The 14,090-nt window shown below is 38.9% G+C and carries 14 protein-coding genes; 12 read left to right on the top strand and 2 right to left on the bottom strand.

Translation table 11 applies throughout. The annotated features are described in order from the left end of the window. Nucleotides 1-109: 109 nt before the first annotated feature. The 3 genes from treR to IGM09_RS12305 all read left to right on the top strand — a co-directional run bounded on the left by treR (nt 110) and on the right by IGM09_RS12305 (nt 2,673). Nucleotides 110-823: a trehalose operon repressor gene (gene treR / locus IGM09_RS12315; RefSeq protein ID WP_002354877.1), complete on the top strand. Its 714-nt coding sequence runs from the start codon at nt 110-112 to the stop codon at nt 821-823. Between the two features lie 379 nt (nt 824-1,202). After that, complete coding sequence (locus tag IGM09_RS12310; RefSeq protein ID WP_010824023.1) at nt 1,203-1,901, top strand: WxL domain-containing protein; 699 nt, start codon at nt 1,203-1,205, stop codon at nt 1,899-1,901. A gap of 88 nt (nt 1,902-1,989) precedes the next feature. Beyond that, nucleotides 1,990-2,673 carry a WxL domain-containing protein gene (locus IGM09_RS12305; protein ID WP_016617402.1) on the top strand — a complete coding sequence of 228 codons (684 nt, stop codon included), beginning with the start codon at nt 1,990-1,992 and terminating at the stop codon, nt 2,671-2,673. Between the two features lie 40 nt (nt 2,674-2,713). Here IGM09_RS12305 and mscL read toward each other — a convergent pair whose 3' ends face one another. Beyond that, nucleotides 2,714-3,163 (bottom strand): large conductance mechanosensitive channel protein MscL, encoded by a 450-nt coding sequence (gene mscL, locus IGM09_RS12300; RefSeq protein WP_016617401.1) that lies wholly within the window; start codon nt 3,161-3,163, stop codon nt 2,714-2,716. Nucleotides 3,164-3,371: 208 nt separating this feature from the next. Here mscL and yfmF point away from each other — a divergent pair, with 208 nt between their 5' ends. The 7 genes from yfmF to IGM09_RS12265 all read left to right on the top strand — a co-directional run bounded on the left by yfmF (nt 3,372) and on the right by IGM09_RS12265 (nt 10,617). Continuing rightward, nucleotides 3,372-4,640, top strand: coding sequence for an EF-P 5-aminopentanol modification-associated protein YfmF (gene yfmF, locus IGM09_RS12295; RefSeq protein WP_016617400.1), 1,269 nt, complete (start codon nt 3,372-3,374; stop codon nt 4,638-4,640). Beyond that, on the top strand, nt 4,633-5,937 hold the full coding sequence (gene yfmH, locus IGM09_RS12290) for an EF-P 5-aminopentanol modification-associated protein YfmH (RefSeq protein ID WP_016617399.1): 1,305 nt from the start codon (nt 4,633-4,635) through the stop codon (nt 5,935-5,937). The genes yfmF and yfmH overlap by 8 nt, the downstream gene beginning before the upstream one ends. A gap of 167 nt (nt 5,938-6,104) precedes the next feature. Next, nucleotides 6,105-6,971, top strand: a complete 867-nt coding sequence (locus tag IGM09_RS12285) for a helix-turn-helix domain-containing protein (RefSeq protein ID WP_016617398.1) — start codon at nt 6,105-6,107, stop codon at nt 6,969-6,971. 124 nt (nt 6,972-7,095) lie between these two features. Then, a complete protein-coding gene (locus IGM09_RS12280) occupies nt 7,096-7,308 on the top strand; it encodes a hypothetical protein (RefSeq protein ID WP_002359021.1) in 213 nt (70 codons plus the stop codon). A gap of 98 nt (nt 7,309-7,406) precedes the next feature. Continuing rightward, nucleotides 7,407-7,985: a CDP-diacylglycerol--glycerol-3-phosphate 3-phosphatidyltransferase gene (gene pgsA / locus IGM09_RS12275; RefSeq protein WP_002365382.1), complete on the top strand. Its 579-nt coding sequence runs from the start codon at nt 7,407-7,409 to the stop codon at nt 7,983-7,985. Between the two features lie 248 nt (nt 7,986-8,233). Continuing rightward, entirely contained in the window at nt 8,234-8,833 is a 600-nt protein-coding gene (locus tag IGM09_RS12270) for a MarR family winged helix-turn-helix transcriptional regulator (protein ID WP_002359022.1), read from the top strand. Continuing rightward, nucleotides 8,833-10,617, top strand: a complete 1,785-nt coding sequence (locus tag IGM09_RS12265; protein ID WP_016617397.1) for an ABC transporter ATP-binding protein — start codon at nt 8,833-8,835, stop codon at nt 10,615-10,617. The genes IGM09_RS12270 and IGM09_RS12265 overlap by 1 nt, the downstream gene beginning before the upstream one ends. A gap of 257 nt (nt 10,618-10,874) precedes the next feature. Here the strand turns inward: IGM09_RS12265 and IGM09_RS12260 are convergent, their stop codons facing one another. Beyond that, nucleotides 10,875-11,762 carry a MurR/RpiR family transcriptional regulator gene (locus tag IGM09_RS12260; RefSeq protein ID WP_002383224.1) on the bottom strand — a complete coding sequence of 296 codons (888 nt, stop codon included), beginning with the start codon at nt 11,760-11,762 and terminating at the stop codon, nt 10,875-10,877. A gap of 374 nt (nt 11,763-12,136) precedes the next feature. Here IGM09_RS12260 and gnd point away from each other — a divergent pair, with 374 nt between their 5' ends. Together gnd and IGM09_RS12250 are read left to right on the top strand one after the other, a co-directional pair. After that, nucleotides 12,137-13,072: a phosphogluconate dehydrogenase (NAD(+)-dependent, decarboxylating) gene (gnd, locus tag IGM09_RS12255; RefSeq protein ID WP_002378821.1), complete on the top strand. Its 936-nt coding sequence runs from the start codon at nt 12,137-12,139 to the stop codon at nt 13,070-13,072. Between the two features lie 12 nt (nt 13,073-13,084). After that, nucleotides 13,085-14,086 (top strand): D-isomer specific 2-hydroxyacid dehydrogenase family protein, encoded by a 1,002-nt coding sequence (locus tag IGM09_RS12250; protein ID WP_016617396.1) that lies wholly within the window; start codon nt 13,085-13,087, stop codon nt 14,084-14,086. Nucleotides 14,087-14,090: the final 4 nt, after the last annotated feature.

Below are 14,090 nucleotides of genomic sequence, written 5' to 3'. Positions count from 1 at the left end.
GGCGTAAGCAAGGCAGAAAGTGCGGGGGATTTTTCTGACCAGCTCTAGGTTTTTCGGAGGGAATATGCTATGCTTTTAGAAAAGAAATTGTTGGTAGAGGAGGATCGGCATGAACAAGTTTCATGACATATTTTTAGAATTAGAACAACAAATTGTCCAAGGCGACTATCAGCCAGGCGATTTATTACCTAGTGAAAATCAATTAGTGGAAACTTACAATGTTTCCCGTGAAACAATTCGGAAAGCCTTGAATTTACTGATTAACGCTGGCTACATTCAGAAAAAGCAAGGCAAAGGCTCGATTGTCTTAAACTTTAAAAAATTTAATTTTCCTATTTCAGGGGTGACCAGTTACAAGGAGTTACAACAAACGCAACATATTGAAAGTCATACTCATGTGGTTTCCTTAGAAGAAATTCCTGTAGAGCGCAACTTGGCTCAGTTGACTGGTTGGACCGAAGGGGCCCCTGTTTGGCGCTTAGTTCGGCAACGGGAGATTGAAGGGGAAGTCGATATTTTAGATATTGATTACTTGATTAAAGAGATTGTCCCTGAACTGCCGAAGCATCGTGCCGAAGATTCGATTTTCGATTATTTGGAAAACGACCTTGGCTTGGCGATTAGTTACGCCCAGAAAGAGATTACCGTGGAACCGCTCACAGAGATGGACAAGCAACTGATTGGTGAAGTCGAAGGCAATCATGTCGTCGTGGTCCGCAGTATCATGAACTTGGAAGATACTCGCTGTTTTGGCTATACGGAATCCCGTCACCGCTTAAACAAATTTAAGTTTGTGGAATTCGCCCGTCGCCGCAAGTTGTAAGGCGCAGTGACTAGCAAACGCAAAAACGGCTGTCATTAAATGAAATTTGAAGATTTTTTCGCCGAAATCGCGGATAAATTTATAAGAATTTAGGAGAAAACGTCAAAAGGTAAGAGTTGAACCCTTACTTTTTGACGTTTTCTTGCTGTTTATTAATCGATTTTGCCGCGAAAATCATTAAATAACACTTTCGGATGTCAAAAAGTGTTGAAATTTATGTTTAAAACCAAGAGATATCATTGATATTAAAAGAACTGTTGATTTTTTCTATGCGCGGTTAAATATTTAAAATCACAGACACAGGGGAATCTTGTATAATTAAGGCCATAGCTTCAGAAGTACATTCTGGAAATTCTTAAACAAAAGGAGACGTACATAGATGAAAAAGAAATTATTTGCAAGTTTACTCGTTGGCAGCGCAGTTGTTGGGGCTAGCTTGGCGCCTCTTTCGGCACAGGCTGTCACGACAGGAAATACACCAGTACAGGTAGAATTTGAAGGTGGAACATTGCAAGATCAGGGGGATGATACTGGCCCAATCGTAGATCCCGATCCGACGCAACCGAATACGAATTTTGACTTATTAGCCATTCCGAAAATTTTTGACTTTTCTCCCGTAAAAATTGGTGAGGATATAACCGCTATTAGACCCATTTCAACTGCGCCAAAATCGATCATGGTGGGTGATGTCCGTGGGACCAAAGAAGGCTGGCATGTCACTGGCGAAGTAGTGGGCATGAGTAATGGCACAGATACATTAGATGGACAGATTACCTTTGGAATGACACCATACTATGCCATATTCAACGAAAGTACGAGTTCTTACGGGGGCTTCAACACTCTGAACGGCATGAATATCGCTAATGATCCAACGGCCCCTAGCTTTAACGGTGCGAGCCTTAAGATTGGTGGCGGCGCCGCGGCTTTAATTAACGCTCCTCTAGGAAAGGGGCAAGGGACTTGGTCAGGTCGTCTAGATAACTTAACGTTAAATGTAACGACACCAATGCAAGAACTGAAAAAAGGCGCGTATACAGGAAATGTCACCTGGAATCTTGTCGCAGGACCAGCGATTTAAGCATGTAAACAATAGCGGACGGAAGAGCTGTTTAAATGGTCTTCCGTCCGTTCTTAAACAATCAATTAAAAAAAGAGAGGTATGTAAAATGAAAAAGAAATTACTCGCAAGTTTGTTGGTAAGTAGCGCAGTGGTTGGTGCTAGTTTAGCACCACTGTCGGCACAGGCGGTAACGACAGGGAATACGCCAGTGCAGGTGGAGTTTGGTGGAGGAAAGTTGCCAGATGGTGATGGTGATGCTGGCGGAAAAGATCCCGATCCTAATGCCTCGAACACTGATTTTGACTTGCTTTATGTTCCTGTAGGACTTTTATTTCCTAAAACGGCTATCTCTGCTGATTTATCTGCTCTTTTTTCTGACAACTTTGCTCGCTATGGAGTAGGGGATTTAAGAGGAACGAAAGAGGGCTGGCATGTTACTGCCACAATTCCTGAAATGGTCAATGGTGAAGAAAAGTTGACAGGCACATTATCTTTTAAACAACTAAGATATATTGTGACATATGATGAAGAGAGAAATCGTTTTGAACCAATAACAGGTTATGATTACAATAGCGATCCTGCTGTTCCTGAATTTTCAGCTAGCAGTAGTATTACAATTGGTGGTGGTGCCACATTAGTGGGGAATGCAGTGAGTGGAAAAGGCCAAGGAATGTGGGGTTCTGCCATGACCGAAAAATATTTAAACATCACAACCCCTTACCAACAACTCAAAGCAGGGACCTATACAGGTAACATCACGTGGAACCTCGTCGCAGGACCATCTCTCTAAGACCAAACAAAAAAGTCATCCCTTTAGGATGACTTTTTGCTTATTTCTCTGTGACGGTGCTGTCTGTTTTGACAGTTTCAGCAGGCGGTGTTTGCGCCGCTAATAAGTCGCGAATTTCTTTTAAGTAATCTTCGCTCGTTGGTATCACTTCTTCTTCTGCCGCTTCTTCTTTTTTGCCACGGTTTTTCATTTTGTTGGCCGCTTTGACAATCAAGAAGAGGACGAAAGCCGTAATTAAAAATGTAATAAGTGCACTAATCACGCTACCAATATTGAATTCAACGCCTTCGACTTTATAAACAAGGGCACCTAATGCATCGTCGGCACTCTTTTTCCCAGTCGTCAAGACAAAAATCAGACTAATTAACGGGGTAATCAAGCCTTCCACCACTTGTGTCACGATTGCAGTAAACGCACTACCAATGACAACACCGACGGCTAGATCTAAGACACTTCCGCGCATGATAAACTCTTTAAATTCTTTAATCATTCTTTTTTCCCTCCTCACTTTAAAAACAGTATACCGAATCTTCTTGAAAATTTGAACTGAAAAACTCTTATCATTCAGAAAGCACCTGAAGCTGTGTTATAATGGAGCTATTGGAAAAAACATTAAAAAATGCTTTAGAATTTACGCGATACATATATTTCACAGCATTCTTTAGGTAAGATGAAGCAAATGAAGGAGCGATGCGGCAATGTCTGTTCAATTAGTTAAAGGCGTGAATTTACACGTCATTCCTACAGAAAAATATAAAACGGTGCGTCTTTTAGTCCGCTTTAATACACGATTAAATCATGAAACCATTACAAAAAGAACGCTGTTGTCCAGTTTGATGGAAACCAACAGCTTGAATTACCCGAATCAAGTCAAGTTAAGTGAGCGTTTGGCGGAACTTTACGGCGCCAGCTTTGGGATTGGCGTTTCCAAAAAAGGCAATCAACATTGGTTTAATATTTCTATGAACATTGTCAATGATCATTATTTACAGGATAGTCAGGTGCTTGCCGAAGCGGTGGACTTTTTGAAGGAAATTATTTTTGCCCCCAATATTCAAGCGGGCCAATTCGAGGCGGAAACCTTCCAACGGGAGAAAGAGAACTTGAAAGCGTACTTGGAAAGTATTGTGGAGGATAAGCAAACCTATGCTTCTTTGGCGCTTCAAAGTGTCTATTTTAATCAATCGGAGGATCAAAAAATCCCTAGTTTCGGGACCGTTGCGGCGTTAGCTGAGGAAACAGCGGCGTCATTAGCAGCGTATTATCAAAAAATGCTGGCGGAAGATCAAGTGGATATTTTTGTCTTAGGCGATGTCAATGAGGCGGAGTTAGTGCCACTATTCAAGCAATTACCGTTTACGCCTCGTGAAGAAGGCAAAGCCGCGATTTTCTACAATCAACCAATTCGCAATGTGATTGAAGAGCGGACCGAGCGTGAGGTGTTAGCCCAATCGAAATTAAACTTGGCTTACAACACAGATATTTATTATGGCGATAGCTATTATTTTGCGTTGCAAGTGTTTAATGGGATTTTTGGCGGTTTCCCGCATTCTAAATTATTCATGAATGTCCGTGAGAAAGAGCATTTAGCGTATTATGCTTCTAGTAGTATCGACACCTTCCGTGGCTTCATGACGGTTCAAACAGGAATCGATGGCAAAAATCGGAATCAGGTCTTGCGTTTGATTTCGACAGAATTGGAAAATATTCGCTTAGGTAAGATTAGCGAATTAGAAATTGAACAAACGAAAGCAATGTTAAAAAATCAGTATATCTTAGCGTTAGATAATGCAGGCGCGTGGCTGGAAAAAGAATACTTGAACGAATTAATGCCGCAGACAATACTGACGGCGGAGGAATGGATTGCGCGGATTAATGCCGTGACTATTCCAGAAATCCAAGAAGTAGCCAAACGCTTGGAACTTCAAGCGATCTTCTTTTTGGAAGGAGAAACGGAAAATGATTAAAAAAGACTATGCACAAATTAAAGAAACATTGTATACAGAAACACTGGAAAATGGGTTAAAGATTTACCTATTACCGAAAAATGATTTCCAAAAAACGTATGGTTTGTTTACGACCGATTATGGTTCCATTGACAATACGTTCGTGCCAATTGGTCAAGAGGAAATGATTGAAGTACCTGACGGAATCGCCCACTTTTTAGAACATAAAATGTTTGAAAAAGAAGATGGCGATGTCTTCCAAAAATTTGGGCAACAAGGGGCTTCAGCGAATGCCTTTACCAGTTTTACGAAAACGAGTTATTTGTTTTCAACGACGGATCAAGTGACACAAAATCTAGAAACGTTGCTTGATTTTGTGCAATCGCCGTATTTCACGAAGGAAACGGTCGAAAAAGAAAAAGGCATCATCGGACAAGAAATTCAAATGTATTTAGATGATCCTAACTGGCGCTTGTTCTTTGGGATTTTAGGCAACCTTTATCCGAAACATCCATTGCACATTGATATTGCCGGTACAGTGGCAAGTATTGCGGAGATTACCGCAGAGGATTTGTATACATGCTACAATACGTTTTATCATCCAAGTAATATGACCTTATTCGTGGTAGGGAAAATGGACCCCGAAGCGTTAATGGCGTTCATTCGTGAAAACCAAGCGGCGAAAGAGTTTCCTGCCGCCCAACCTATTCGTCGGCATTTTCCTGAAGAAACAGCTGCCGACATTGTCAAAGAGAGCGCCATTGAAATGGCGGTCACACGGGCAAAAGTGCTTGTTGGCTTGAAAGGCTTAGATGAAGTGCCAACAACGGGTCGTGATTTAATGAAATATCAAGTCACCGTGAACTTGTTGTTACAATTATTGTTTGGTAATACCTCTCAAAACTATTTGGCTCTTTATGATGAAGGCTTGTTAGATGATAGTTTTAGTTATGACTTTAATTTAGATCGCAGTTTCCATTTTGCGGATATTGGCGGCGATAGTGAGCAACCAGAAGTCTTAGCAGAACGAATTGAAGCTATTTTATTATCTGCCACAACAAGTCCAGAATTAACGGAAGAAAATTTGTCCTTATTGAAGAAAAAAATGATTGGTAAATATTTCCAATCCTTAAACTCTTTAGAGTATATCGCCAACCAATTTTCACAATCATTGTTTGGGGAAACCACGCTGTTTGATAAGATTGAAGTCATTGAAAGTATTCAATTAGCCGACGTCCGCCAAGTAGCAGAGACCTTGATTCGTGAAGAAGGATTGAGCCGTTTCTACATGTATCCTAAAGGAGAAACCGAGCAATAAACCAACTGTTTAAGAAAAAGAAAAATCTTTGAAATCTTTCAATTTTGTTATCCTCAGTTGGCTTCTTTTGTGGTATTCTTAAAGGACGGGAATGTTTTCCTTGGCAATTGAAAAAGACTGATGAGACAATCGATAAATTAACAAAATAGACTGGAGAAGATGGACGAGTGGCCAGCGTAAATATTGGAGAAACACTAAAAGAAGCAAGATTGCAGAAGAACATCTCAATTGATGAACTGCAACAAATGACAAAAATTCAAAAAAGATATTTAGAAATTATTGAACAAAACGATTTTGAGTCCTTACCAGGCACCTTTTATGTGCGGGCGTTTATCCGCCAATATGCAAGTGCGGTCGGCTTAGATGGCAATCAATTGGTAGATATCTATGATGGCAAAGAACCTGAAATTGTCGAAGAACCCAAGCCAGTGTATGAAGAGCTTGAAGGATCACGTAAGCAATTGCATGACGAAGAGAAGCAATCCAGTTGGTTACTGCGGAACTTACCAGCCATTGCCTTTTCGTTAATTGGTTTAGCCATTGCGGTCGTAGTGTTGTACATTATGTGGCAAGATCAAAAAGCCGAACCGATTATTCAAACACCGGCAACTAGTGCCAGTGTGGAAAAACCCAAAGAATCAAGTCAAGCCCCAGAAAGTAGCACACAAAGTAGTACACCGCCGTCTTCTTCAAGCGAACCAGAGAAGAAAACAGCTGTGGCTGTGGTGAGTGATTCCAATAATCAAGTAACTGCAACGGTTAAAGATGCGAATAGTCCAATCAACATTACCTTTAAAGGCACTGAAGGCTCTTGCTGGATTGGCGTGATGGTCGATGGCAACTATACGTACCAACACACCCTGCAAGCAGGAGAGACCCAAACAACAGCTTTACCTGCGAATGCCGCCAATGCAACACTGATTCTAGGCGCCTCAAATAATGTCGCCATTCAAGTCGATGGCGCCGATTTAACACTGGAAAAAACGCCAGTTTTAATTCGTAAGGATGTTACATTAGGGATTACGTATCGTTAGAAATGGTGTAAGAAGAATCTGGATAAACTGTCAAACGGCAATTATTCCAGATTCTTTTCTTTTATAATTAACAGCGAATGGTTAAAAAGACGACAATAATAATTCAAGAGAGAAGGGGTTATCAATGCTTAAAATAGTTAATAAAAAATTTAATCTTATCACCATATTTTCAATCGCTCTGTTGGTCATGGGCTTCTTGATTGTTGGCTTACAACTGTATTTCTACTTTATCTATGGTTCTAAATTTTTAGACAGTATCACATTGATTGGAATGATTAATTTAGGTTTAGGCTATTACCAGCTCTTTCTAAAAAAAGGCAAGAATATTTCTGAATAAACGGTCAAACGGCAATTATTCCAGATTCTTTTCTTTTTTTCGTGACACTGCCAGCAAGATAACGTAAAATAGAACAGGAGAAGGAAGGGGCAATTGAAGTGAATTTACCAAATAAATTAACAGTTTTAAGAATATTTATGATTCCGATTTTTATTATTATTGTGTCAGTGCCAATGGACTGGGGAACGATTAGTTTTGGCGACACAACGTTAGCCGTTACCCAATTAGTGGGCGCGATTATTTTTGCAGTTGCTAGTTTTACAGACTGGTTGGATGGCAAAATTGCCCGTGCGCAAGGCTTGGTGACGAACTTCGGAAAATTTGCGGACCCATTAGCGGACAAAATGCTAGTGATGACCGCTTTTATCGTCTTAGTTGGTCAAGGCAAAGTACCCGCTTGGATTGTAGCAATTATTGTTTGTCGTGAATTGGCAGTAACTGGTTTACGGTTGTTATTAGTCGAACATGGCGAAGTAATGGCAGCAGCTTGGCCAGGAAAAGTAAAAACAGCTACCCAAATGGTTGCAATTATTTTACTGTTCATTAACAACATTCCATTTTCAGCACTTCATCTACCACTAGATCAAATCATGCTATATGCTTGCTTGATTTTCACCATTTACTCTGGTGTTGATTATTTTGCTAAGAATAAAGATGTTTTTAAAGGTTCGATGTAAAGAGAGAATCAAAACGCTTGGCTTGTGCCAAGCGTTTTTTTAGTATTCATGATTGAATGGACAAATAGATTTTTAAGTAGAGGAACAGATGAATCGATAAAACAAATCGGCAGTTTCTGTATGCTATTTTTCATTTTGGTTATATCTACATACAAATAATTAGTTTGTTGTTGACAAAGTAAACTAAATAGATTACTATTTAGTTCGTTAGATTATATATAAACTAAATAAATTTTTTGGAGGAAATTATGAAAAAAACAGATATTTTAAATAAACTATTAAAAATTGCTCAACAACCTTACTTAATCTTTGCTTCTAGCATAGAGGAGAAACCAGATAACACTTTTGAAACGTTAAAATTGCTTGCTTCTGAAGAAAATGTAACAGCTGGAAGAATCGCTGAATATTTAGATATAAAACCTTCTAGTGTGACACAAATCATAAAAAAATTAGAGTCTGTTAAAGCAGTTAAACGAGTCAAAAATGAATCAGATGCTCGGGTCACATTCGTTGTATTGACCGATAAAGGACGAGAAAGTTTAAGTACTCAAGGAAATATTTCTAATGGATTTAATGAAGAAATGTTTAAGGGCTTTTCAGAGGAGGAACTAGAGTCTTTAAATAATTATTTAGAACGTATAGAAAAGAATATTTCTAGTGAAGAATTTTTAGATAAAATTGAAACAATTTTTGGCGACGATAAAAATTGGGAACATTTCAGAAAAATATCAGCTAGATATGGTAGAGCTAGAGAACAGATGATGGGACATGATGGCTTTGGTAGATTTGGTGAATTCAATGGTGAATACGGTGGCTTTGAAGGATGGAAGAGAGGTCGGAGAAGATAATGGCAGTAGGTGGAGGCGGCAAAAATAGTCATGATTCTATCCGAGCAGATAAAACAAAATTTTCGTTTAAAGAATTTTTAGGCTTAATCAAGATGACAGAGCCTAACTATTTACTGCTTGGCATTGGGATGGTATTTCTTGTGATTTCTTCTAGTATCCAAGTGTACGTTCCAAAACTTGCTTCAAGTTTAGTCAATAATTTTCAAAAGGGAGTAGATTATAGTTTATTAGGTAAAGTTGTTGGATTATTTATATTTTCAGCACTCGTTTCTGCATTAGGAGGGACAATTTTAGGTATTTTTGGTGAAAATGTCATCCAAAATATGCGTAAACGCTTATGGAATAAATTAACTATTCTAAAAGTTTCTTATTTTGACTCTGTTAAAGCGGGTGAAATATCCAGCCGGGTCGTAAATGATACTAATCAAGTTAAGCAATTGTTAGCCGTTACTTTTCCTCAAACAGTTGCCAGTGTGATTACAGTTATTGGTACGGTATATATGATGATTAAAATGGATTGGCATATGTCGCTTGCTATGGTAATTGCTGTTCCTGTTGTAATCCTTTGTATGATTCCAGTAATGGCATTTGGTTCAAAAGTTAGTCACATTCGCCAAGATGCTATGAGTCAATTTAACGGACTTGCTACTGAAACGTTGAGTGAAATTCGTTTAGTCAAAACTTCTAATGCTGAATCTCAGGCGCAGGTTCGTGCTGCAAATGAAGTGGATCGGTTATTTAATGTAGGGAAAAAAGAAGCAATATTTGATGCATCTATGCAACCAATTATGATGATGGTCTTTATGAGCATGGTATTTGGGCTATTGGCATATGGGATGCATCGAATTGCCATTGGTGTGATGACAATCGGAACATTGATGAGTTTCTTAATGTATCTATTTAATCTTATTGGTGCCATGCCAATCATTGCGACGTTATTTTCTGAAGTAGCTAAAGCAGCAGGATCAACGCGACGAGTGCAAGAATTGTTATCTAGAGAACCTGAAGACTTTGAAAGTGGACAAGATATTGATTTATCGGAAAAGACTTTATTAGTTAAAAATGTAAAATTTTCTTATGAAGATGCACCAGAGGAACCTATCTTAACAGACATTTCTTTTACTGCTCAGCCAAACCAAGTAATTGCTTTTGCTGGCCCATCAGGTGGCGGGAAATCGACGATTTTTAGTTTAATTGAAAGGTTTTATGAACCTACAGAAGGACAAATTAAATTTGGAGATATTGACATAAAAGATATCAAATTATCAGATTATCGTCGTCAAATCGGCTTTGTATCACAGGATTCTGCGATTATGGCAGGGACAATCAGAGATAATCTAACGTATGGCTTAGCAGAAAACTTCTCAGATGAACAACTATGGGATGTCTTGGAACTAGCATATGCGCGAAAATTTGTAGAAGAAATGCCAGATAAATTGAATACGGAAGTCGGTGAACGTGGCGTTAAAATTTCTGGAGGACAAAGACAGCGTATTGCAATTGCTCGTGCATTCTTGCGGAATCCCAAGATTTTAATGTTAGATGAAGCTACTGCTAGCCTAGATTCAGAATCTGAGATGAAGGTCCAAGAGGCATTGTCTAATTTAATGAAGGGCCGAACGACATTGGTTATTGCCCATAGATTGTCGACAATTGTTGATGCGGATAGCATTTACTTTGTTGAAAAAGGGAAAGTAACTGGTTCAGGAAAACATGATGAGCTAGTAAGTAAACATAAAACTTACGCTAAATATGTATCCGAACAATTTAAAGTAACGGAATGAACGAAATAAGCAAATTTAAAATGAAGCTAAGACAACACGTGCATTAACTAATTGTCTTAAGATTTAGAAAGAACTTGGACATAACCCCCAAGTTCTTTTTTCTAACTTATTTTTACCCACAAGATAAAAAGCGACCAAAAAATTGGTCGCTTTTGAAATACCTCCATGATAGTTCACTTGCTTCATAAAATGTAGAGTCACGGTATAAAGCCAATTTGCGAGGACCGATATTACAAAAATAAGCACCATTCAGATCTTTACGACAAATAATGCGGATCGGTCTTAGTCGTGCTAATGTTATCACGGATTTTTTTCAAGGAATCGGCATTTTGATCAAAATTGTGATACATCGTATTTGTGTATAAAATATCCATTACCGTTAAGTAACTAATCCGTGAAGCCAAGGATTCCGCACGAAACAAGCCTTCTTCGGTGACGACAATAATTGCTTCGTCGGACAAGCCTGCCAACTCTGAACCGCTGTTACCGGTTAACGTAATCATTTTTGCGTTGGTTTTTTTAACTTGTCGTGCTAGGTTGATTGATTCTTTGGTTTTGCCTGAATGGGAAAAAATAAACACGCAATCTTCACTGGTTAATTTTGTGACAAAACTTAACTGCATGTGGTAATCAAAAATGTAGTTGCATCGATAGTTGGTCCGAATGAATTTATGGAAACTATCAAAAGCCACAATCGAGGAGCCGCCTTGCCCAAAAAAGTGAAGCGTTTTGGCAGAGTACATCAAAGCCAACACGTTATCTAACAGCTCTTTTGTTAAGAACTGTGTGGCGTTACTGAGGGAATAAATATTGGCTTGTAAGACTTTTTTAGCAATCGTAATACTATCATCATCTGGTGAAATATCATCGGCGCCATTCACGCTATTGACGTTTTGAAAAGTCGGCTGATAATTAGAATTTCTGGCGATATCAATTTTAAATTCTTGGAACCCAGAATAGCCAATCTTTTTTACAAATTGATATACGGAAGATTGGGAGACGCCAATTTCGTTGGCCAGACTTTCTAACGTCATTTGTGTCAATAATGATTCAGAATGAACAAAGTAATCGGAAATTTTCTTTTCTGTGAGGCTCAAATTCGGTTTTTTGATCCGAATCCGTTGATCCAAATAGTGGTTTTTCATTAACACGTTCCTCCAATCTTATTTTTTAAAAATAGAATGAATGCCTTTTCATTGTTGGTATAGACTGATTATAGTGGAAAAAGAGGACAAATACAATTTCTCTTTTTCTCCACAAAAAAGAAATTCTTTAAAAAAAGCCAAAAAAAATAAATAATCTTTTTTCTGAAAAATGAAGGGGTCTTGAAAAGACTTCTCTCAACTAAAGAAAGTAGCCAGTAAAAAGAACGTGATACCAAGAGATTTACTTGTGTTTTTTGTATGAAAGCTCCTTAAAAATAAAAACGTTTTACCTTTTGAGTAGGCAAGATTTTTGCTAAAAAATAAAAAATATTTTTTAATTAGTGTAATCGTTTACATTATTTTTTTTATCCTTTATGATTGAAGTATCAAAAGAGGCAGGTGAAAGAAAAATGGACATTGGCTTTATTGGACTTGGGAAAATGGGTTTGAACATGGCATTAAATGTTCACGAACAAGGCTGGCCCATTATTGGCTTTGATGTGACAAAGGAAGCAAGAGCGACTGCTAGAGAACAGGGTCTTTCCGTTGTAGATTCGTTGTCAGAATTATTGAAAGCGCTTAATAAAAGGAAGGTGATTTTTTTAAGTACCCCCGCTGGTCAGATTACCAATCAATTAGTGGCAGAATTGGTAGAGCAATTAGCACCAGAGGATATCATTGTGGATAGTGGCAATTCAAATTTTCATGATAGTGTCGCGAATGCTCAGCTTGCTAAGGAAAAAGGAATTTATTTTATTGATTGTGGTACTTCTGGTGGCATCAAAGGAGCGCGGGAAGGAGCGTGTTTAATGGTTGGCGGTGCGCCTGAAGCTGTCAAGGTGTTAACCCCATTTTTTGAAGATTTAGCTTGTGAACAAGGGTATCTTTATGCTGGGAAATCAGGAGCTGGTCACTATTTGAAAATGGTGCATAACGGGATTGAGTACGTCATGATGCAAGCCATGGGCGAAGGATTCAATTTATTAGAAGCTGCCGAATATGATTTTGCGTTGGAGAAAGTAGCCGATGTGTGGAATCACGGCTCGATTATTGAAGCTCGCTTGATGGGCTTAGCGAAAGAGGTTTTTGCGGAAAATCCTACGTTAGCCAATCTAGAAGGGAAAGTTGCAGCAAATGGCGAAGCCAAATGGATGATTGAAGAAGCATTACGTTTGGAGATGCCCGTCCCAACGACAGCGTTGTCCTTATTTACTCGAAATGAAAGTATGCTAGCAAATCATTTTTCAAACAAAGTGGTCGCTTCTTTGCGACAAGGATTTGGCGGGCATGAAGTCGTAAAAAGTCAGTAAAGGAGTTTAGTCATGTTAAAAAAACAAAAAATTGCCATAGTGAATTCCAGTAGTTTTGGTCAAATTTTTCCTGAACACTTGACGCGCTTAGAAAAAATAGGCACCGTGAAGCATTTTACAGTCGACAGTGAAATTGGTGGCAAAGAGTTAGCGGAACGTTTACAAGGATATACGATTATTATTGCTAGCGTGACGCCATTTTTCACGAAAGAATTTTTTGAACATAAAGATGAATTATTGCTGATTTCTCGCCACGGCATTGGGTATAACAACATCGATTTAGACGCTGCAAAACAGCATGACACAATTGTTTCCATCATCCCAGCTTTAGTAGAACGAGATGCCGTGGCGGAAAACAATATCACAAATTTACTAGCTGTTTTACGGCAAACCGTGGCTGCAGATGCCAGCGTTAAAGCAGATCAATGGGAAAAACGAGCGAATTTTGTCGGTCGGACGTTATTTAACAAAACTGTGGGTGTCATTGGTGTTGGGAACACAGGAAGTTGTGTCGTTGAGACGTTACGAAACGGATTTCGCTGTGACGTATTAGCGTATGATCCCTATAAATCCGCCACTTATCTGCAAAGTTATGGAGCCAAAAAAGTAGACTTAGATACGTTGCTAGCTTCAGCTGACATCATTTGTTTATGTGCCAATTTAACTGAAGAAAGTTATCACATGATTGGCTCGGCGGAAATTGCCAAGATGAAAGACGGCGTCTATCTTTCCAATAGCGCACGAGGCGCCTTGATTGATGAAGAAGCCATGATTGTCGGCTTACAATCGGGCAAAATTGCTGGGCTTGGGACAGATGTTTTAGAAGAGGAACCAGGTCGGAAAAATCATCCTTATCTTGCGTTTGAAAATGTAGTAATGACGCCGCACACCTCCGCTTATACCATGGAATGCCTGCAAGCGATGGGAGAAAAATGCGTGCAAGATGTGGAAGACGTGGTGCAAGGTATTTTACCTCAACGGACAGTGCAAGAAGTCAGTCGTTACGTTAGTTAAGAAG

This window comes from Enterococcus sp. DIV0167 (assembly GCF_050541555.1).
In the GTDB taxonomy this organism is placed as follows: domain Bacteria; phylum Bacillota; class Bacilli; order Lactobacillales; family Enterococcaceae; genus Enterococcus; species Enterococcus faecalis.
Note: the sequence above shows the minus strand (reverse complement) of the source record. Positions and strands in the feature narration are given on the sequence as shown.